Consider the following 18,901-nt stretch of genomic DNA (forward strand, 5'->3'; position numbering starts at 1 on the left):
GGTGCGGCCTCGGCCACCTTCATGCCGGCGCCGAACACCAGCAGCGGCACGGCCAGGATGCCGCCGCCGGCGCCGGTCAGGGCCAGGATCAGGCCGACCAGCAGGCCGAGCAGGGCGCTGGTCAGCATGGCACGCTCGGGCGGCGGGGCGGTGAACGCAGCGCGATCACGGTCAGGCCTTCGCGCCGGCGCGCACGGCGGCGGCGCGCTCGAGCAGCTCGAAGATGCCCATGCCGGCCAGCATGGCGAGGGTGAAGACGAGCGGCTTCGTTCCGCCGCTGGCGAGCGAGGCCAGCGCCGGGCCCGGGCAATAGCCTGCCAGGCCCCAGCCCGCGCCAAAGGCGAGCGAACCCAGCACCAGACGGCGGTCGATCCGCTTCGCGGTCGGGAGGCGCATGGGCTCGCCGAGCAGCGAGCGTTCGCGCCGGCCCGCGAAGCGGAAGGCGATGCTGCCGACCAGGATTGCGCCGCCCATGACGAACCCCAGCGAGGGGTCCCAGGCGCCGCCCAGGTCGAGGAAGCCGAGCACCTTGGCGGGGTCGGTCATGCCGCTTGTGATCAGGCCGATGCCGAATACCAGGCCAGCGGCGAGTGCCATCAGGATGTGCATGTCGTACTCCTTGTCTTGTTTGTCAAGCGATCAGGTGACGGGTGATGAAAACGGTGGCGAAGCCGGCCAGCATGAAGGCCAGGGTCGCGGCCAGCGAGCGCCGCGACTGCCGCGACAGGCCGCAGACGCCATGGCCGCTGGTGCAGCCCGCACCATAGCGGGTGCCGACACCGACCAGCAGGCCGGCCGCCACCAGGACCGGGCCGTCGGCCTCGACCGTGACTTCCGGCAGGGCCGCGGCCAGGCTGTAGACCAGCGGCGCGCCGACCAGGCCGAGCAGGAATGCCAGGCGCCATCCGACGTCGCCGCGTGCAGGGCGCAGCAGGCCGCCGACGATGCCGCTGATGCCCGCGATCCGGCCATTGAAAAGGATGAGGGCCGCGGCGGCCAGGCCGATCAGGACGCCGCCCGCAAGCGAGGTCCAGGGCGTGAAGTGGGTCCAGGCAATGTTCATGTTTCGACTCCTTCGGTTGACAGGCAGAACTGTTGGTACAACACCTCCATGACGGCCAGGGCTTCCGGGCTGTCGATCTTGTAGAAAATCTGCTTGCCCTCGCGGCGCGTGCTGACCAGGCGCTCTTCGCGCAGTACGCCCAGCTGCTGCGACAGGGTGGGCTGGACAATGCCCAGCAGCGACTCCAGCTCGCCAACCCGGTATTCGCCCTGGGTCAGCTGGCACAGCAGCATCAGGCGGTCGGGATTGCCCAGCACTTTCAACAGGGAACAGGCCCGTGTCGCGGCCTGCTGCATGTCCTTCAGGTCGAGCGGTGGTTTGTCTGCCATGGCAGGCCTCCTAAAATCTATCTTTTTACATTATATGAGACCACGATATATAATTCAATAGAACGTGGTTTCGGAACCACCACAATGGAGGACAGCACCATGCGTTATCTCGACCCGCACTATGCGGTTGCCCCGCAAATCACACCTGCCGATGTCGCCGCCCTGCAGCGCCAGGGATTCGCCACGCTGATCTGCAACCGCCCGGACGGCGAGGGCGCCGGCCAGCCCCTGTTCGCCGAGATCGCCGCGGCGGCGGGAGCGCTCGGCATCGAGGCGCATTACCTCCCGGTCACGCCGGCCCAGATCACGCAGGCCGACCGCGACGCCTTTGCCGCCCTGTATGCCGCCGCGCCGAAGCCGGTGCTCGGCTTTTGCCGTACCGGTAACCGGGCCGAGCAGCTGTGGCATGGGCTGCGGGAGGGCGCAGGCGGCGCCTGACGGCGGCGCCGCGTGTTTCGCGGCCTCGCTACACTGGCTGGCATCGACCGCGCCGGCCGGCGCGCCTTTGCCACAGGAGACGCGCATGATCTTCCGCCAGCTGTTCGAACCCCTGTCCAGTACCTACACCTACCTGGTCGGCTGCTCCGACACCGGCCAGGCCGTGCTGGTCGACCCGGTCATCGTCAGCGTCGAGCGCGACCTCGAGGTCATCGCCGGCCTCGGCCTCACCCTGGCGTACAGCGTCGATACCCATGTCCATGCCGACCACATCACGGCCGCGCTCGCGCTGAAGGAAAAGACCGGCAGCCGGATCGCGGCGCCGGCGGCCGAGCGCGTCGCGTGCGCCGACGTGCAGCTGGAAGAGGGCAAGCCGTTCAGGGTCGGGGGCCTGGCGTTCCAGCCGCTGCACACGCCGGGCCACACGGCCGGCCACTTCGCCTACCTGCTGGGCGACCGCGTATTCACGGGCGACGCCCTGTTGATCGAGGGCTGCGGGCGCACCGATTTCCAGCAGGGCGACACAGACGCCCTGTATCGCAGCGTGCGCGACAAACTGTTCGCGCTTCCCGACGACACGCTGGTGTATCCGGCCCACGACTACCAGGAGCGCCGGGTGTCGACGGTCATGCAGGAGAAAAAGCGCAATCCCCGTCTCGGCGGCGAGCGCACGCTCGAGGAGTTCCGGCACATCATGGCCGGCCTGAACCTGCCTTACCCCAAGTTCATCGACTACGCGGTGCCGGGCAACAAGCAGTGCGGGGTGTGCCCGGCCGACCTGCCCGAGCACCTGGACAAGTACTGCCGGCAGATGACCGAGAGCCCGCAGGGCTGAGCCCGTTTTTGCCGGCGCGCCGGCCGGCGCGCGGCTGCAACACGTGTCTTTCCAGGCCGCCGGCGCCCCGGCGGCCGTCCGCCGCGCACGCCTCAGTACGGTTAATCTGGGTTTAATGTTCAGTGCATAGCCTTGTTCCGTTGAAACAGTCATCTCAATGGAAAGCCGCACATCATGAAGCTCCTGGAACCCGCAGCGGGAGATCCCCTCCTGGCACGCATGCCCCGCCAGCCCCGGGCCGGCCTCGCACGCTTCGAGCGCGGCGACCCCGGCAGGGCGGAGCTCGAAGCCTTTATCGCCGCCACTTTTTTGAAGAACTACGGCGCCCGCATCGACCATTTCAGCGACACGCTGGTGGGCTGCCGCGATGCCGACGGCGCCTGGACGGCGGGGCTGGGCTTTACGCTGGCTGGCGCTCATCCGCTGTTTCTCGAACATTACCTGGACGGGCCGGTCGAGACCGAGATCGCTGCACGCCTCGGCCGGCCGGTCGAGCGCGGCGAGATCGTCGAGGTCGGCAACCTCGCGGCCAGCCATCCCGGCGCCGCGCGCGCGCTGATCGTCGGCACCACCACCATGCTGCACGAACTGGGCATGCACTTCGTGACCTTCACCGCGACGACCAGCCTGCTCAACTCCTTCGGCCGGCTCCAGCTGCGGCCCCAGGTCCTCGCCCCGGCCGACCCCGCGCGCCTGCCCGACGCCGGACGCCACTGGGGCACGTATTACGCCACCCACCCTCAAGTCATGTTTGGTGACATCCGCTATGGTTATTCAGAACTTGCTCGACTCGCTACCCGATTCCACCGTCCTGCTGAGTGACGGCCGCCAGCAACTCGACCGCGCCGCGCTCGCGGCCGGGCTGGAGCGCATCCGCGCCGCCCTGAAAGGGCGGGCGATGCCCGCTGCGCCGGTCGGCATCCTGGCCGACAATTCGCCCGAGTGGCTGATGATCGACCTGGCCACGCAGAAGCTCGGCCTGACCCTGGTGCCGCTGCCGTTGTTCTTCACGCCCCAGCAGTGGCTGCACGTGATCGCCCAGAGCGGCATCGGCGCGCTGTTCTGCGCCGACCCGGCCCAAGGCGCGGCGCTCGGCTTCGGCGCGGCGCGCGACTGCGGCGGTCCGCTGGCATTGTGCGAAGCGCGCGAGGCGCCGCCCGCCGCCGCGCTCGACCTGCGGCGCCACCTGTGCCTGCTGTCGTTCGCGGTCCTGCTCGAGAACATCGCCGGGCCGTACACCGCCTTGCTCAGCGGCGCCACCACGATCTGCCCGCCGCTGGCCGAAACCGGCATGCGCGGCGCCAGCGGTTTCGACGCCGCCCCATGGTGCGCCACCTGATTCCGAGAAAGGCAGTGTCCCGGTCCTCCTTTGTGATGTATTTGATGCACGTCAAGTGTTAACATTCCTGCGGGACGGCCGTCGACGTAAGCTTGGGCATGGCCCGCCCCGGGCACCCGCACAGGAGAGGTGGATGAGCGTTCGCAATCTCGGTTACTTCTTTGCCCCGGACTCGGTCGCGCTCATCGGCGCCTCCGCCCGCGGCGGCAGCGTCGGCGCCACGGTGCTCGCCAGCCTGGTCAGCGCCGGCTTCGATGGGCCAATCTGGCTGGTCAATCCGAAATACCGGCAGTTGCTGGGCCTGGAGGTGTTCGCCGACGTGCGCAAGCTGCCGCGCGCCCCGGGCCTGGCGGTGATCTGCACCCCGGCCCCGACGGTGCCAGGCATCGTCGGGGCATTGGGCGGGCTCGGCTGCCGCGCGGCGGTCGTGCTCAGTGCCGGGATGGATGCGCACGGCCCGGACGGCATCCCCCTGCGCCAGGCCATGCAAGACGCCGCGCGGCCCTACTTGCTGCGCGTCCTCGGGCCGAACTGCGTCGGCCTGCTGGTGCCCGGCATCGGCCTGAACGCCAGTTTCGCCCCGAGCGCGGCGCTGCCCGGGCGCCTGGCCTTCGTCGGCCAGTCCGGCGCCATGGTGACGGCGGTGCTGGACTGGGCGCGCGAGCGGGGCATCGGTTTCTCGTCCTTCGTTTCGCTGGGCGACGGCCAGGACGTCGACCTCGGCGACCTGCTCGACTACCTCGGCAGCGACCCCGGGACCGACGCCATCCTGGTGTACGCCGAAGGCATCCGCCAGGCGCGCAAGTTCATGTCGGCGGCGCGCGGCGCCGCCCGCGCCAAGCCGGTCGTGATCGTCAAGGCCGGGCGCGCGCCGGAAGCGGCGCGCGCCGCCTTCAGCCATACCGGCGCCCTGGCCGGCGCCGACCTGGTGGTCGATGCCGCGCTGCGCCGCGCCGGCATGCTGCGGGTACACACCACCGCCGAGCTGTTCGATGCGGTGGCGATGCTGGCGCACCGCCTGCGCGCGGGCGCAGGGTGGCTCGCGATCCTGACCAACGGCGGCGGTCCCGGGGTGATGGCGACCGATGCCCTGGCCGACGCCGGCGGCGCCCTGGCGCGGCTGAGCGAGGCCACGCTGGCCGGGCTCGACCACGTGCTGCCGGCCAACTGGCCGCGCGCCAACCCGGTCGACATCGTCGGCGACGCCCCGGCCGAGCGCTACCGCCATGCGCTGCAGGTCCTGCTCGCCTCGCCCGACTGCGACGCCGTGCTGCTGATCCACGCGCCGACCGCCATCGTCCCGGCGGCCGAGATCGCGCGGGTGCTGCTGCCCCTGCTGCGCGGGTCGAGCCGGCCGGTGCTGTGCTGCTGGCTAGGCGGCCCCAGCGTGGCCGAGGCGCGCCGGCTCTGCCTCGACGCCGGCCTGCCGGTCTTCGACACGCCCGAGCAGGCCGTGCGCGCCCTGATGCAGCTGGTCGACTACAGCCGCAACCAGGCGCTCCTGACCCAGGTGCCGGCCGCCGGCGCCCTGGCGCCGCCCGACCGCGCAGGGGCGCGCGCCCGGGTGGCCGGCCTGGTCGCCGCCGGTTGCGGACCGGTCGCCGAAGCCGAGGCCAAGGCGCTTCTGTCCTGCTACGGCATCCCCGCGGTGGCGACCGAAGTCGTCGCCGACGAGGCCGGGGCGCTGGCGGCGGCCGCCCGGATCGGCTACCCGGTGGCGCTGAAGATCGTCTCGCCCGACATCGCGCACAAGTCCGACGTCGGCGGCGTGGCGCTCGACCTGGCCGACGCGCCCGCATTGCGCGAGGCGCTGGCGCGCATGCGCGCGCGCGTGCTTGCCCTGCGGCCGCAGGCGCGCCTGGCCGGCTTCACGGTGCAGGCCATGGCGCGCCGGCCGCGCGCGCTGGAACTGATCGTCGGTCTCTCGCTCGATCCGGTGTTCGGGCCGGTGGTGCTGTTCGGGCAGGGTGGCGTCGCGGTGGAGGCGAACGCCGATCAGGCGATCGGCCTGCCGCCGCTGAACCGGGTGCTGGCGCGCGACATGATCGCGCGCACCCGCGTGGCGCGGCTGCTGGCCGGCTATCGCGACACCCCGGCGGCCGACCTCGACGGGCTGGCCGACGTGCTGGTGCGCGTCGGCCAGATGGCGATCGACCTGCCCGAATTGTGCGAGCTCGACATCAATCCGCTGCTCGCCGACAGCCGCGGCGTGCTGGCGCTCGACGCCCGCATGCGCCTGGCCCGCGCGGACGGGGCGGATCCGCTGGCGCGCCTGGCGATCCTGCCTTACCCGGACGCGCTCGAGCGCGAAGTCGACACCGCCGCCGGCAGGCTGACGCTGCGGCCGATCCGGCCCGAGGACGCGCCCGCGCACCAGGATTTCTTCCGCGCCCTGAGCCCGCGCGACGTGCACTTTCGCATGTTCGGCAGCGCGCGCGAGTTGTCCGACGCCCAGCTGGCGCGTTTCACCCAGATCGACTATGCGCGCGAAATGGCCTTCATCCTGAGCCGCCGCACGCCGGCCGGCGACGAGACGCTCGGGGTGGTGCGGGTCGTGGCCGACCCGGACAACATCGCCGGCGACTTCGCGATCGTGGTGCGCTCGGACCTGCAGGGGCGGGGACTGGGGACCATCCTGATGGCGGCGCTGCTCGACTACTGCCGCGCACGCGGCCTGCGCCGGATCGATGGCGTCGCACTGGCGGAAAACGTCTGCATGCACGCGCTGGCGCGCCGCCATGGGTTCACGGTCGGGCCGGCCGCCGACGGCAGCGTCGCCCTGCGATGCGTGCTGCGCGCGGATGGAGCGGCATGATGGGCGCGCGCATCCTGATCGTCCAGGGCCATCCCGACCCGGCCGCGCGCCACCTGTGCCACGTCCTGGCCCGGGCCTACGCCGACGGCGCGCGCGGCGCCGGGCACGCGGTCGAGACGGTCGAGCCCGCCGCGCTGGATTTCCCCTTGCTGCGCAGCGCCGACGCGTGGCAGCATGGCGCGGTGCCGGAGGCGCTCGTGCCGGTCCAGCAGGCCATCCGCGAGGCCACGCACCTGGTGTTCGTCTATCCCCTGTGGCTGGGCGAGATGCCGGCGCTGCTGAAGGGCTTCCTCGAGCAGGTGGCGCGGCCCGGCTTCGCGATCGCGGCGGGCGGGCGCAATCCGCTGAAGGCGGGACTGCTCGGCGGCCGCAGCGCCCGGGTGATCGTGACCATGGGGATGCCGGCGGCGGCCTACCGCTGGTTCTACGGGGCGCACAGCCTGAAGGCCCTGAAGCGCAATATCCTCGAGTTTGCCGGGATCAGGCCGGTGCGCACCACCGTGGTCGGTTCCGCCGCCGACCTGGCGCCCGAGGTCGTGGCACGCTGGTGCGCACGCCTGCGCGAGCTTGGCGCGCAGGCGCGCTGAGCGGGCCGTGGCCGCCATCGACGGCGCGGGCCGCGCTCCCGGCCAATGCTTTTCCAGCCAGGCCGGCGGGTTCAGGGAACGATCGCCACCTTCAGCACGCCGTCGCGCTGGTTGGCGAACAGTTCATAGGCTTCCTCGATCTGCTCCAGGCGGAAGCGGTGGGTCACCATTGGCCGCAGGTCGAGGCGGTTCGAGGCCACCACGTTCATCAGGCGCCGCATGCGCTCCTTGCCGCCCGGGCACAGCGTGGTGACGATGCGGTGGTCGCCCAGGCCGGCGGCAAAGGCGTCCACCGGCAGCGCCAGCTTGCCCGAGTACACGCCCAGGCTCGACAGCGTGCCGCCGGGGCGCAGGCAGCGCAGGCAGCTCTCGAAGGTCTGCTGGGTGCCGAGCGCCTCGATCGCGACGTCGGCGCCGCGGCCGTCGGTCAGGCGCAGGATCTCTTCCACCGGATCGCGCTGGCTGTAGTCGACGAGCTCGTCGGCGCCCAGGCGCTTTGCCATCGCCAGCCGTTCCGGCACCCGGTCCACCGCGATGATGCGCGACGCCCCGCGCAGGCGCGCGCCGGCGGTGGCGCACAGGCCGATCGGGCCCTGCGCGAACACGGCGACGGTGTCGCCGATGCGGATGCCGCCGCTCTCGGCGCCGCCGAAGCCGGTGCTCATGATGTCGGGGCACATCAGCACCTGCTCGTCGCTCAGTTCGTCCGGAATCGGCGCCAGGTTCGCCATCGCGAACGGCACGCGCACGTACTCGGCCTGGCAGCCGTCGATGGTGTTGCCGAAGCGCCAGCCGCCGATGGCGTGGCCGCCGCATTGCGCCTGGTGGCCATCGAGGCAGGAATGACACTGGCCGCAGGGACAGATGGCGCCGGCGACGACGCGCTGGCCGAGCGCATAGCCGGTGACGCCGGCGCCCAGTTCGGCGATGGTGCCGACCGGTTCGTGGCCGATGGTCAGGCCGTCGGCGACCGGATACTCGCCTTTCAGGATGTGGACGTCGGTGCCGCAGATGGTGGTCATGGTGATCTTGACGATCGCCTCGCCGGGGCCGGCGCGCGGGATCGGTTTGCGGCCGAGCACGATACGCCCGGGGCCGGTGAAGATTGCCGCATTCATGGTGGACATCGGTTCCTCCGTTTCCTGTGGTTGAAGGGACATCGGCGCGACAGCGGCGCGCGGGCGCGCCTGGGCGTCAGCGCGCCATCAGCACCTGCAGGCTGGCCTCCCGCAGGACGGTCCTGCTTGCCCCGCCGAGCAGCAGTTCCTGGAAGCGCGTGTGGCCGTAGCAGCCCATCACGACCAGGTCGCAGTCGTGCTGCGCGGCCAGCGCGAGGATGGCGCGGCCGGTGTCGTGAAGCGGGTCGCGCAGCGCGAGATCGGCGTGCACGCCGCGGCGGCGCAGGAAGGCTTGCGCGTCGGCCAGGTCCTGTTCGTTCGCGCCGCGGTCCGGGAAGGCGGGCGCGAACAGCGCCAGGGTGGTGCGGGAGGCGCGCCGCATCAGCGGCACGGCCGCGTCCATCGCACGCGACGCTTCGCGGCTGCCGTTCCAGCACAGCAGCACGCGGCGCGGGCAGGACAGCGGCGCCGCCGGTGCGCGCGGCACGACCAGTACCGGGCGCGCGGCGTTGGCCACCACGTGGTCGGGCATGCGCGCCGCAGGCGAGGTGTAGCCCAGGCTGTCATCGGGATCGTCCTGGCCGACGACGACCAGGTCGGCGAAGCGGGCCAGCAGCGCCAGCCCGTCCGGCGCCTGGTCGCAGACCAGCCGCGACTCGTGGGAAACGCCGTGGCGCCGCGCGATCTCCTCGAACCGGCACAGCGCCTTGCGCGCCGCGGCGGCCAGCGGGTCGGCAAGGCCGGCCAGGAGGCTGGCCGGCGCCTGCTGGGCGCCGCGCGGAAAAACCGAGGGCGCGATGCCCGTCATGGCCGCGCCGACCAGGTGCGCCGCGTGTTCCGCGCAGATAGCGGCCGCGAGCGCGATCCGCTCCGGCGCGTGACGGGACAGGTCGGCGTGCACGAGGACGGTCTTGTAGCCCATGTCCGGTTCAGCCGGCGACGGCCGCCGGCCGGGAAATCGCCACGGCCGTGGCCATGGATGTGACGGTTCCATTGGCCGGAACCAGTATTTGCTTGAACATACGCATCCTTCCGCTTGGCCGGCGCCGGCGATCCTGCGCCGCTAGACCTGCAGTCTCGTGCCCGGAATGCCGCTGCGCCATGATCTGCATCAAATCCGGCCTCCTGGCGAAAAGAAGGTTTTGCGCAGCGGGCTGGACAATTCATCGCGGATGGGGGCACTTTCAGTGCGCCAGCAGCACGGGGACCGTCATGGCCTGCAGGACGGTGCGGGTGACGCCGCCGAGCAGCAGCTCGCTTAAGCGTGCCCGGCCGTAGCCGCCCATGACCAGCAGGTCCGCGCCCTGGTCGGCAAGCAGCGAGAGCAGGCGCTCTCCCGGATCGGGATCGCCCGGTTCGCAGATCTGCGCGGCATTGACCCCGTGCCGCCGCAGGTAGCGCACCAGCTCGGCGTCCCCGGACGTTTCCTGCGGGGGGCCGAACGTCGCCACCGTGACCTGGTCCGCCAGGCGCAGCAGCGGCAGCGCGGCGTTCACGGCGCGCACGGCCTGCGCGCTGCCGTTCCAGGCCACCAGCACCCGCTTCGCGGCGAGCGGCCCCTGCTGGATATAGGGCACCACCAGCAGCGGCCGCGCACAAGCCAGCAGCACGTAGGGCACCGGGTCGCCTCCGGGCGCGGGCGCAAGATCGGGATCGGCCTGGCCGAGGACGGCCAGGTCGGCGTAACGCGCGCACAGCGCCAGGCCGGCGCCGGTCTCGTCGTCCACCAGGCGCTGCTCGTGCGAGCGCACCCCGGCCTGCTCGGCCAGCTCGGTGAAATGGGCGAGGTCGCGCCCGGTCTTGCGATAGAGGTCGTCCATGTACGGCGCCAGCGCGGTGCGCGCCAGCTCGGCGTTGCCTTCCTGGTAGAAGAGGCGCGAGACGCCGGTCGGCGCGACGCCGACCAGGTGGGCGTCGCAGCGCAGCGCCAGTTGCGCCGCAAGTGCGATGCGGGCCGCCGCGTGCGGCGAGCCGTCAACGTGGACCAGGATGGTCTTGTAGCTCATGGGGTTCTCCAGTCGGGTGGGGTCGGGATGGGGGCCGGCGGCGCCAGGCCAGCTTGTACAGGTCGAACGGCAGCACGGCCGCCAGCCCCAGGCCGACGGCGGCCAGCGCGTGCAGCGGCGCGGGCGCCTCGAACATGAACAGATCGGCCAAGGGCGCGAGGTAGAGCACGGCGGCGAGCGCGCACAGCGCCACGCCCGCGACGAGCAAGGCAACCCGGTTCGGCTGGCGCAGCGCCTCGAACAGCGTCAGGGTCCGCGAGCGGTTCACGAAGATCAGGCCGGCATTGGCGGCCACCAGCGCGGCAAAGGCGAAGGCGCGCGCCTGGGCCGGCGGCAACGCCGCCAGCGCCCAGGCGTAGGCCGAGACGACGACGGCGAGCACGGTCAGTCCCTGGGCCAGCGCCAGGACCACCGCCTTGCGGTCGAGCAGCGGCGCATCGCGCGGGCGCGGCGGGCGGCGCATGAGGCCGGGCTCCTCGGCCTCGTTCTCGAAGGCCAGCGCGCAGGCGGGGTCGATCACCAGTTCGAGGAACACGATATGCATCGGGTGCAGCAGGATCGGCCAGCCCAGCATCACCGGCAGCAAGGCCATGCCCGCCGTCGGTGCATGGACGGCGACGATGTAGAGCATGGCCTTGCGCATGTTCGCGTAGATGTGGCGGCCCAGCCGTACGGCGCCGACGATCGAGGCGAAATGGTCGTCGGTGAGCACCAGGTCGGCCGCTTCGCGCGCGACGTCGGTGCCGCGCCGGCCCATCGCGATACCGACGTGGGCGGCCTGGAGGGCGGGCGCGTCGTTGACGCCGTCGCCGGTCATGGTGACGATGTCGCCGTTCCGTTGCAGCGCGCGCACGATGCGCAGCTTCTGCTCCGGGGCGATGCGGGCGCACAGGTCGGCATGCGCGAGCCGTTGCGCCAGGGCGGCGTCGTCCATGGCGGCGACCTCGGCGCCGGTCAGCGGCGCGTGCCCCGCCAGCCCGGCCTGGCGGCCGACGTTCAGCGCCGTCGCCGGATAGTCGCCGGTGATCATCATGACCCGGATGCCGGCCGCATGGCATTCGGCGACCGCCGCCTTCACCCCTTCGCGCAGCGGGTCGGCGAAGCCCACCAGTCCGAGCGGCGCGAAGGCGAATGCGTGGACGGCATCGGGCCAGGCGGCCTGCGCATGCCCGCTGTGCGCGGCCCGGGCCACGGCCAGCACGCGCAGGCCGCGCGCCGCCATCGCGTCGGCCGCGGCCAGCAGGGGCGCGGCGTCGGCGGGCGCCAGGCGGCACAGTTCCGCGATCGCCTCCGGCGCGCCTTTGGCGGCGACGACGGCGGGCTCTCCGGCGCCGCGGCGCCAGCCGTGCGCCACGGCGCGCAGCCCGGCGCTCATCCCGTATTCGCGCGCCAGCGTCCAGCCATCGCGCCGGTCGGCGCCCGATTGCGCGACCGTGGCGCCGAGCCGGTGCAGCGCCTGGTCCATCGGCTCGAAGCCGTCGGCGCGGCTGGCAAGCATGGCGACGTCGAGCAGTTCCGCCAGGGCGAGGGGAAGGCGCCCCGCGGGACGCGGTCCGGCCTGCCATTCGCTGTCGCCCGCACGCAGCGCCGCGACGCTCATCCGGTTCTCGGTCAGGGTCCCGGTCTTGTCCACGCAGAGGACGGTGGTGGCGCCCAGGGTCTCGATGGCGGCGAGCTGGCGCGTCAGGACGTTGACGCGGGCCAGGCGCCAGGCGCCCAGCGCGGGGAAGACCGCCAGCACCACGGCGAACTCTTCCGGAAGCATCGCCATGGCCAGGGCCAGGCCGGCGAGCAGCGCCTGCAGGAGCGCGCCGCCCTGGGCCAGGTGATACAACACCAGCAGCAGGCTCATGCCGGCGCCGCCCAGCCCGAACAGGGCGATGGTCCTCGTCATCTGCTGCTGCAGCGGCGAACGCCGGGGGGCGAGGCCGGCGAGCGAGGCGCCGATGCCGCCGATCGCGCTGGCCGCGCCGATGGCGGTGACCTGCGCGATGCCATGGCCGTGCACGACCAGCGTGCCGCCGAACAGGGCCGCCGGGTCGTCCGTGCCGGGCCGGACGCTGCGCCCGGCGGCCGCCGTGCCCGGGCTTTTCGGCACCGGCGCCGATTCGCCGGTCAGCAGCGACTCGTCGGCCCGCAGGTCCTGCCCCGACAGCAGGACGCCGTCGGCGGGTACGCGGTCGCCTTCGCCAAGCACGCACAGGTCGCCCACGACCACCTCGCGGCTGTCGACCGGTATCCGGCGTCCGCCGCGGATCACGAGCGCGCGCGGCGTGCTCAGGTCGCGCAGGGCGTCGAGCGCGCGTTCGGCGCGGCTTTCCTCGTACAGGGTCATCCCGAGCGTGGCCAGGACCAGTGCGAACATCAACATGCCTTCGTGCGGCTCGCCCAGCGCCAGGTACAGCAGCCCGGTCGCGAACAGGAGCACGAACATCGGTTCGCGCGCGGCCTGGCGGACGATGGCGCCCAGGCCGCGCCGCGCCGCGGACGGCAGCGCATTCGGCCCGTCGCGCGCCAGCCGGCGCGCCGCCTCGTCAGCGGCGAGCCCGGTGCAGGCGTTCGTGGCGTGCATCTCTCCGGTCCTTCGCCGTGGGCGGCGCCGCCGTCACGCGCGCATCGGCGCCGGCCCGGGCGCTTCGCGCGGCGTCGATGTGCGACGGCGCCAGCCGCGTGGAGGGGCGCGGCGCGGCGCGCCCCGGCGGGCCGGTATCGATCACGCCCGCGCCTGCGCCGGGTCCGGCGCGGCCTGTCCGGTTTGCGGCGGTTGCGGCCGGTACACCATGACCGGCACCGGCGCATAGGCCAGCACGCGCTGGGTGACGCTGCCGGCGATCAGCCGGCTCAGGCCGCGGCGGCCGTGCGAGCCCATGAAGATCAGGCTGCAGCGATGGCGCTTGACCGCCTCGATGATCTCGTCGGCGGGCGAATAAGCATAGCCGGTGAGCGCGGTGCAACGCACGCCCGCCGCGGCCGCCGCCGCGGCGACGCGGTCGACGTCGCGCTTGGCCTGCTCCAGCAGGACATCGACCCCGACTCCGCTGCCGGTCCCGAGCGCTCCCTCGGCCGTCAGCAGGACCGGCTCGGGTTGCGCGATTCCGAGGGCGACGATTTCGCTTCCACAAATCCGTGCGAAATCGATCGCGGCCTTCACGGCCTCGTTCGCGATGTCGGAACCGTCGGTGGGCACCAGAATCCGTTCGTACATATCGTTCTCCTTGAGCGGCCAACCGCAGCGGCAGCCGAGCCGCCAGAATGGGCGAGCACGCCGTCCAAGTCCTTGACGGAGATCAAATTCGCCAGGGGCCGCGCGGTCCGGGCGGGCCGACGCCGCGCAGCGGTCCGTCCGCACACGCCAAGGCGCCCGCGTTGGCGTCGCAACAGGCGGGGCAGGGCCTGCACAGCCCGAACCTGCGCCAGCGGGGGCGAAGGCGGCAGCGGCGCCCACGTCGGCCCCATGGCCATTTTCAAGCGCGCCCGCTTCGATCGGGCCGGGCGCCAAAGCAAGCCTACCTGGCCCCCGCCGATGGCGGCGGCTCCGGATTGAGCGTCATCGACCAGATCACCGACGCGATCTTCCAGCCGTCTTCCGTGCGCACCAGGTGCCAGGCTTCCTTGCCCCAATTCTCGCGGTAATCCCCGGCCTTGAAACTGTAGTCGAACCAGACCTGGGCGACGTCGGCGTCGGCATCGATGCGGACGTTGTCGAAGGTTTCCTGGAGCGGTACCGAAGCCTGGGCGATATCGTCGATGAACTCACGGGGCGAGGCGCTGACGATTTTTTTCGGGCAGGGCAGCGACTTGTCGGCGCGGCGCGCCTTGATGCGCGCCAGGCTGGCGTCGTCGAGGGCGGCTACCCAGGTGATGTCCTCGCGCAAAAACAGCTTCATGAAGCTGTCCTTGTCCTTGTTGGCGATGGCCATGCGAAACTTCTCGACCACGCGTTCAACCTGCTGGCGGCTCTGGGCAGGCGTTTCGGCATGCGCCGTCACGCTACTCGACAGGAACAAGGCAATGGCAAAGGCGGCCGCGGCGGGATAAGGTTTCATGATATTGCTTTCCTTTCATTGGTCCGGGTGGCGGGACGTCCGGATATCATCGCCCCTGCAACGGCGCGGTAGTCGACGATATTCGCCAGGGTCGATTCCGAATGTCGATAGCGGGTCCCGGGAAAATCCAAAGGAAAAGCAACGGCAGGGATGCTCTTGATAACTGGCGCCGGATTGAACATGCTCGCCGCGGTTTGCCAGGTTGGGCGAAAAATCTTCCTGGCCCGGCTCGGACGATCCGCCGCTTGCGCAGGACTGTCGATCGCCCTGTTCCGGGCTGCACCTGTTCGCCAATCCGACCACGCGATTGCCTCGGCGTTGCGATGCGCCATGATTTTTCCCGTAGCCGATGACGTTTACGAACTCGACAGCAATTCACGAGGCTAAACTCGAATTGACGGATTGGCAATGCGATCTGGATAATGCGCTACATGAAAAAAGCCGGCGCGCAAGCTGCCGGCTTTTGTTTTTTTCAACGCGACGAAGCTGCCGCATCGCGCATCGGCCTGCCGATGCCGCGCCGCCTCAGCGCTTGAGCTGGGCCAGGTCGCGCACCGCGCCGCGGTCGGCCGACGTGGTGAGCGCCGCGTACGCCTGCAGCGCCTGCGACACGTGGCGCTCGCGCTCCAGCGGCTGCCATGCCTGGGCGCCGCGCGCTTCCATGACGGCGCGCCGTTGGGCCAGCGTGTCCGAAGACACGCGCAGGTCGATGGTGCGCGCCGGGATGTCGATGTCGATCATGTCGCCTTCTTCCACCAGGCCGATCGCGCCGCCCTCGGCCGCTTCCGGCGAGGCGTGGCCGATCACCAGGCCCGACGAGCCGCCCGAGAAGCGGCCATCCGTGAACAGCGCGCAGGTCTTGCCCAGTCCCTTGGACTTGATGTAGGAGGTCGGGTACAGCATTTCCTGCATGCCGGGGCCGCCCTTCGGGCCTTCGTAGCGGATGATGACCACGTCGCCGGCCTGCACGCGGTCGCCCAGGATCGCTTCCACCGCCGCGTCCTGGCTCTCGAACACGCGCGCCTTGCCCGAGAATGTCAGGATGCTCTCGTCGACGCCGGCGGTCTTCACGATGCAGCCCTTCTCGGCGATGTTCCCGTACAGGACCGCCAGGCCGCCGTCCTCGGAGTAGGCGTGCGCGCGGTCGCGGATGCATCCCGCGCTGCGGTCGATGTCGTTGTCGGCGAAGCGCTCGGACTGCGAGAACGCCACCTGGGTCGGCACGCCGCCGGGCGCGGCGCGGAACAGCTGGTGCACCGCGGGCTCAATGCTGCGGCGGATGTCGTACTTTTCGATGGCATCCCCGAGGGTCGGGCTGTGCACCGTCGGCACCGAGGTGTCGAGCAGGCCGGCGCGCGCCAGCTCGCCCAGGATCGCGACGATGCCGCCGGCGCGGTGCACGTCCTCGATGTGGTATTTGTCGGTCATCGGCGCCACCTTGCACAGGCAGGGCACCTGGCGCGAGATGCGGTCGATGTCGGCCATCGTGAAAGCGACCCCGGCCTCGTGGGCGGCGGCCAGCAGGTGCAGCACGGTGTTGGTCGAGCCGCCCATCGCCACGTCGAGCGTCATCGCGTTCTCGAAGGCGGCCCGGGTCGCGATCGCGCGCGGCAGCACCGAATGGTCGTCGCCTTCGTAATGGCGCTTTGCCAGCTCGACGATCAGGCGGCCGGCCTTCAGGAACAGTTCCTTGCGGTCGGCGTGGGTGGCGACGATGGTGCCGTTGCCGGGCAGCGACAGGCCCAGCGCCTCGGTCAGGCAGTTCATCGAATTGGCCGTGAACATGCCCGAGCAGGAGCCGCAGGTGGGGCAGGCCGAGCGCTCGATCTCGGCCACGTCCGCATCGGACACCGTGGAATCGCCGGCCTTGATCATGGCGTCCACCAGGTCGAGCTTGATCACCTTCCTGTCGTTGTTGACGACCTTGACCACCTTGCCGGCCTCCATCGGGCCGCCGGACACGAACACGACCGGGATATTCAGGCGCATGGCAGCCATCAGCATGCCGGGCGTGATCTTGTCGCAGTTCGAAATGCAGACCATCGCGTCGGCGCAGTGCGCGTTGACCATGTATTCCACCGAGTCGGCGATCAGGTCGCGCGAGGGCAGCGAATACAGCATGCCGCCGTGGCCCATGGCGATGCCGTCGTCGACGGCGATCGTGTTGAACTCCTTGGCGACGCCGCCCGCCGCTTCGATCTCGCGCGCCACTAGCTGGCCCAGGTCCTTCAGGTGCACGTGGCCGGGCACGAACTGGGTGAAGGAATTGACGACGGCGACGATCGGCTTGTCGAAGTCGCCGTCCTTCATGCCGGTCGCGCGCCACAGCGCGCGCGCGCCCGCCATGTTGCGGCCCTGGGTGGTGGTGTGGGAACGGTAGGTCGGCATGGTCTCTCCTGGCGCGGCTGGCGAATATGAAAACATCAGGGTGCAGCACAGCAACTGATTTGTCCAATATATGATTCGCTATGCTGTGATTCATTTTGCAAATCACTGTAACGGTCTTGCCGTTTCAGCTTTCCAGCTCTTGAATGTTGTAATTCGGCAATACTTAATCCTGCCTTAATCGGCGTTCCCTAGCATTGCGCCCTGTGACGAAACATTGCCCCAAGTAATGTCCTGCGCGCCTGCGCGGCCGGGCACGAACCGGGTGCCCGATGACCCTAGGCCGCCGTGCGCGCGTGGCCTGCCATGACCTATTCTCCATGCCAATCACAATCGGACTCTTGCTCGCGCTGAGCTTTCTCGCGTCGCTTGCCGCGCTCGGTTTCTTGATCTGGGCAATTGCCAAACGGCAGTTTGCCTTGAGCCAGAGCGACGCCGCCACCATCTTTGAACCGGGCGAAACCGGCGCCCCCGACGATGCCACGGCCTTCGGCCGCGCGGCCGTCGGCAGCGAAGAACACCGCTTCGACGTGATCCGCGAGCGGATCGACGTCGCCGGCCGCCGCACCGTGCTCTTGATGGCGGCGGTGGCCGCGTTCTGGCTGGTGCTGGGCTCGGTGTTCGGCGTGATCGCCTCGCTCAAGCTGCACCTGCCGGACTGGCTGACCGCCTATGCGCCGCTGACCTTCGGCCGCGTGCGCACCATGCACCTGAACCTGGTCGCCTACGGCTGGCTGTCGGTGGCCGGCATCGCCGCCGCGCTGTGGATCGTGCCGCGCATCTTCCACACCCCGCTGCGCCATCCGCGCGTGGCCATGTTCGGCGCGATGGTCTGGACCATCGGCGTCGCGATGGGCGTGACCGCGATCGCCCTCGGCTACACCCAGGGCATCGAGTGGCTCGAGATTCCCTGGCAGGTCGGCCTGCTGCTGGCGATCGGCGGCGCCTGCCTGGCCTTCCCGCTGGTGATGACCGCGCGCCACCGCAAGTCGCACCACATCTACGTCTCCGGCTGGTACTTCCTGGGCGGCCTGGTCTGGTTCCCGATCCTGTACTTCATCGCCAACCTGCCGGGCCTGCACGCCGGCGTGCAGCAGGCCACGGTCAACTGGTGGTTCGCCCACAACGTGCTCGGCCTGTGGCTCACGCCGCTCGGGGTGGGGACGGCCTATTACCTGATCCCGAAGATCGTCGGCCAGCCGGTGTATTCGTACAGCCTGTCGCTGCTCGGCTTCTGGGGCCTGGCGCTGTTCTACAGCCAGGTCGGCATCCACCACCTGATCGGCGCCCCGGTGCCGACCTGGCTGGTGACGCTCTCGATCGTCCATAGCGTCATGATGTTCATCCCGGTGATCGCCGTGGCGATCAACCAGCACACCACGGTCGCCCGCAACGCCTGGGCGCTGAAGCAGTCGGTGGCGCTGCGCTTCGTCGCCCTGGGCGCGCTGATGTACACGCTGTCCTCGTTCCAGGGCTCGATCGAGGCGCTGCGCGCGGTGAACTCGGTCACCCACTTCACCCATTACACCGTCGGCCACGCCCACCTGGGCGCCTACGGCTTCACCAGCATGGTGCTGTTCGGCGCCTTCTACTACATGCTGCCCTACCTGACCGGGCGCGACTGGCCGTGGCCGCGCCTGCTCAATCTCCATTTCTGGCTGGTCGTCGGCGGCTTCGCCGTGTACTTCCTGGCCGTGTCGGTGGGAGGCTGGCTGCAGGGCGTCGGGCTGCTCGAAGCGGGCCGCTCGTTCGAATCGGTCACGCGCGCCACCATTCCCTACCTGCAGGCGCGCTCGCTCGGCGGCAGCCTGATGACCCTGGGGCACCTGGTGTTCGCCTTCCACATCGCCGCCCTGTTGATGGGCAAGGGCGCCGTCCGTACCGCCATCGCCGGCCAGGCCCCGGCCGCCGCCAACGCAGGAGCATGAACATGAGCAACA

Annotated in this window: 18 protein-coding genes and 1 pseudogene; 7 read left to right on the forward strand and 12 right to left on the reverse strand. The window is 70.6% G+C overall.

The features are described from left to right. The 4 genes and pseudogenes from RT688_RS18735 to RT688_RS18750 form a co-directional block, all read right to left on the reverse strand. Positions 1–128 (reverse strand): annotated as a pseudogene (locus RT688_RS18735) (sulfite exporter TauE/SafE family protein); the annotation flags it as partial. Between the two features lie 43 nt (positions 129–171). Beyond that, entirely contained in the window at positions 172–609 is a 438-nt protein-coding gene (locus RT688_RS18740; protein WP_313706363.1) for a YeeE/YedE family protein, read from the reverse strand. A 22-nt stretch (positions 610–631) separates the two neighbouring features. Next, positions 632–1,063, reverse strand: a complete 432-nt coding sequence (locus tag RT688_RS18745; RefSeq protein ID WP_313706364.1) for a YeeE/YedE family protein — start codon at positions 1,061–1,063, stop codon at positions 632–634. Then, entirely contained in the window at positions 1,060–1,392 is a 333-nt protein-coding gene (locus RT688_RS18750; RefSeq protein WP_313706365.1) for a metalloregulator ArsR/SmtB family transcription factor, read from the reverse strand. Before RT688_RS18750 ends, RT688_RS18745 begins: the two co-directional genes overlap by 4 nt. Positions 1,393–1,491: 99 nt before the next feature. Between RT688_RS18750 and RT688_RS18755 the strand changes: the two genes are divergently transcribed. The 6 genes from RT688_RS18755 (at position 1,492) to RT688_RS18780 (ending at position 7,406) form a co-directional block, all read left to right on the forward strand. After that, positions 1,492–1,830 (forward strand): TIGR01244 family sulfur transferase, encoded by a 339-nt coding sequence (locus RT688_RS18755; RefSeq protein WP_313706366.1) that lies wholly within the window; start codon positions 1,492–1,494, stop codon positions 1,828–1,830. Positions 1,831–1,915: 85 nt separating this feature from the next. Next, complete coding sequence (locus RT688_RS18760; RefSeq protein ID WP_313706367.1) at positions 1,916–2,665, forward strand: MBL fold metallo-hydrolase; 750 nt, start codon at positions 1,916–1,918, stop codon at positions 2,663–2,665. Between the two features lie 174 nt (positions 2,666–2,839). Then, positions 2,840–3,487 (forward strand): thermostable hemolysin, encoded by a 648-nt coding sequence (locus RT688_RS18765; RefSeq protein WP_313706368.1) that lies wholly within the window; start codon positions 2,840–2,842, stop codon positions 3,485–3,487. Continuing rightward, the gene (locus RT688_RS18770; RefSeq protein ID WP_313706369.1) at positions 3,447–4,004 is read left to right on the forward strand and encodes an AMP-binding protein; all 558 of its coding nucleotides are present in this window, start codon (positions 3,447–3,449) and stop codon (positions 4,002–4,004) included. Before RT688_RS18765 ends, RT688_RS18770 begins: the two co-directional genes overlap by 41 nt. A 133-nt stretch (positions 4,005–4,137) precedes the next feature. Next, positions 4,138–6,819, forward strand: a complete 2,682-nt coding sequence (locus tag RT688_RS18775; RefSeq protein ID WP_313706370.1) for a bifunctional acetate--CoA ligase family protein/GNAT family N-acetyltransferase — start codon at positions 4,138–4,140, stop codon at positions 6,817–6,819. Next, complete coding sequence (locus tag RT688_RS18780; protein ID WP_313706371.1) at positions 6,816–7,406, forward strand: NAD(P)H-dependent oxidoreductase; 591 nt, start codon at positions 6,816–6,818, stop codon at positions 7,404–7,406. The genes RT688_RS18775 and RT688_RS18780 overlap by 4 nt, the downstream gene beginning before the upstream one ends. Positions 7,407–7,477: 71 nt before the next feature. Here RT688_RS18780 and RT688_RS18785 read toward each other — a convergent pair whose 3' ends face one another. From RT688_RS18785 to ilvD, 8 genes are all read right to left on the reverse strand, one after another. Further along, the gene (locus RT688_RS18785) at positions 7,478–8,533 is read right to left on the reverse strand and encodes an NAD(P)-dependent alcohol dehydrogenase (RefSeq protein WP_313706372.1); all 1,056 of its coding nucleotides are present in this window, start codon (positions 8,531–8,533) and stop codon (positions 7,478–7,480) included. Between the two features lie 67 nt (positions 8,534–8,600). After that, on the reverse strand, positions 8,601–9,446 hold the full coding sequence (locus RT688_RS18790) for a universal stress protein (protein WP_313706373.1): 846 nt from the start codon (positions 9,444–9,446) through the stop codon (positions 8,601–8,603). Positions 9,447–9,708: 262 nt separating this feature from the next. After that, positions 9,709–10,530, reverse strand: a complete 822-nt coding sequence (locus RT688_RS18795; RefSeq protein ID WP_313706374.1) for a universal stress protein — start codon at positions 10,528–10,530, stop codon at positions 9,709–9,711. After that, positions 10,499–13,102 (reverse strand): cation-translocating P-type ATPase, encoded by a 2,604-nt coding sequence (locus RT688_RS18800; protein ID WP_313706375.1) that lies wholly within the window; start codon positions 13,100–13,102, stop codon positions 10,499–10,501. The genes RT688_RS18795 and RT688_RS18800 overlap by 32 nt, the downstream gene beginning before the upstream one ends. 141 nt (positions 13,103–13,243) lie before the next feature. Then, the gene (locus RT688_RS18805) at positions 13,244–13,735 is read right to left on the reverse strand and encodes a universal stress protein (RefSeq protein ID WP_313706376.1); all 492 of its coding nucleotides are present in this window, start codon (positions 13,733–13,735) and stop codon (positions 13,244–13,246) included. A gap of 301 nt (positions 13,736–14,036) precedes the next feature. After that, positions 14,037–14,576, reverse strand: coding sequence for a hypothetical protein (locus RT688_RS18810; RefSeq protein WP_313706377.1), 540 nt, complete (start codon positions 14,574–14,576; stop codon positions 14,037–14,039). Then, positions 14,573–14,908, reverse strand: a complete 336-nt coding sequence (locus tag RT688_RS18815) for a hypothetical protein (protein ID WP_313706378.1) — start codon at positions 14,906–14,908, stop codon at positions 14,573–14,575. Before RT688_RS18815 ends, RT688_RS18810 begins: the two co-directional genes overlap by 4 nt. Before the next feature lie 193 nt (positions 14,909–15,101). Further along, a complete protein-coding gene (gene ilvD, locus RT688_RS18820) occupies positions 15,102–16,964 on the reverse strand; it encodes a dihydroxy-acid dehydratase (RefSeq protein ID WP_313706379.1) in 1,863 nt (620 codons plus the stop codon). Positions 16,965–17,281: 317 nt separating this feature from the next. Between ilvD and RT688_RS18825 the strand changes: the two genes are divergently transcribed. Beyond that, positions 17,282–18,889 carry a cbb3-type cytochrome c oxidase subunit I gene (locus RT688_RS18825; protein ID WP_313706380.1) on the forward strand — a complete coding sequence of 536 codons (1,608 nt, stop codon included), beginning with the start codon at positions 17,282–17,284 and terminating at the stop codon, positions 18,887–18,889. Positions 18,890–18,901 lie beyond the last annotated feature (12 nt).

The organism is Massilia sp. (genome assembly GCF_032106685.1).
Taxonomy (GTDB): Bacteria; Pseudomonadota; Gammaproteobacteria; order Burkholderiales; family Burkholderiaceae_D; genus Telluria.

Bases quoted from the DNA above. Each gene is read 5' to 3' on its own strand.
- RT688_RS18740 (WP_313706363.1), bottom strand. From the start codon at position 609: ATGCACATCCTGATGGCACTCGCCGCTGGCCTGGTATTCGGCATCGGC.
- RT688_RS18745 (WP_313706364.1), bottom strand. From the start codon at position 1,063: ATGAACATTGCCTGGACCCACTTCACGCCCTGGACCTCGCTTGCGGGC.
- RT688_RS18750 (WP_313706365.1), bottom strand. From the start codon at position 1,392: ATGGCAGACAAACCACCGCTCGACCTGAAGGACATGCAGCAGGCCGCG.
- RT688_RS18755 (WP_313706366.1), top strand. From the start codon at position 1,492: ATGCGTTATCTCGACCCGCACTATGCGGTTGCCCCGCAAATCACACCT.
- RT688_RS18760 (WP_313706367.1), top strand. From the start codon at position 1,916: ATGATCTTCCGCCAGCTGTTCGAACCCCTGTCCAGTACCTACACCTAC.
- RT688_RS18765 (WP_313706368.1), top strand. From the start codon at position 2,840: ATGAAGCTCCTGGAACCCGCAGCGGGAGATCCCCTCCTGGCACGCATG.
- RT688_RS18775 (WP_313706370.1), top strand. From the start codon at position 4,138: ATGAGCGTTCGCAATCTCGGTTACTTCTTTGCCCCGGACTCGGTCGCG.
- RT688_RS18780 (WP_313706371.1), top strand. From the start codon at position 6,816: ATGATGGGCGCGCGCATCCTGATCGTCCAGGGCCATCCCGACCCGGCC.
- RT688_RS18785 (WP_313706372.1), bottom strand. From the start codon at position 8,533: ATGTCCACCATGAATGCGGCAATCTTCACCGGCCCCGGGCGTATCGTG.
- RT688_RS18790 (WP_313706373.1), bottom strand. From the start codon at position 9,446: ATGGGCTACAAGACCGTCCTCGTGCACGCCGACCTGTCCCGTCACGCG.
- RT688_RS18795 (WP_313706374.1), bottom strand. From the start codon at position 10,530: ATGAGCTACAAGACCATCCTGGTCCACGTTGACGGCTCGCCGCACGCG.
- RT688_RS18800 (WP_313706375.1), bottom strand. From the start codon at position 13,102: ATGCACGCCACGAACGCCTGCACCGGGCTCGCCGCTGACGAGGCGGCG.
- RT688_RS18805 (WP_313706376.1), bottom strand. From the start codon at position 13,735: ATGTACGAACGGATTCTGGTGCCCACCGACGGTTCCGACATCGCGAAC.
- RT688_RS18810 (WP_313706377.1), bottom strand. From the start codon at position 14,576: ATGAAACCTTATCCCGCCGCGGCCGCCTTTGCCATTGCCTTGTTCCTG.
- RT688_RS18815 (WP_313706378.1), bottom strand. From the start codon at position 14,908: ATGGCGCATCGCAACGCCGAGGCAATCGCGTGGTCGGATTGGCGAACA.
- ilvD (WP_313706379.1), bottom strand. From the start codon at position 16,964: ATGCCGACCTACCGTTCCCACACCACCACCCAGGGCCGCAACATGGCG.
- RT688_RS18825 (WP_313706380.1), top strand. From the start codon at position 17,282: ATGCCAATCACAATCGGACTCTTGCTCGCGCTGAGCTTTCTCGCGTCG.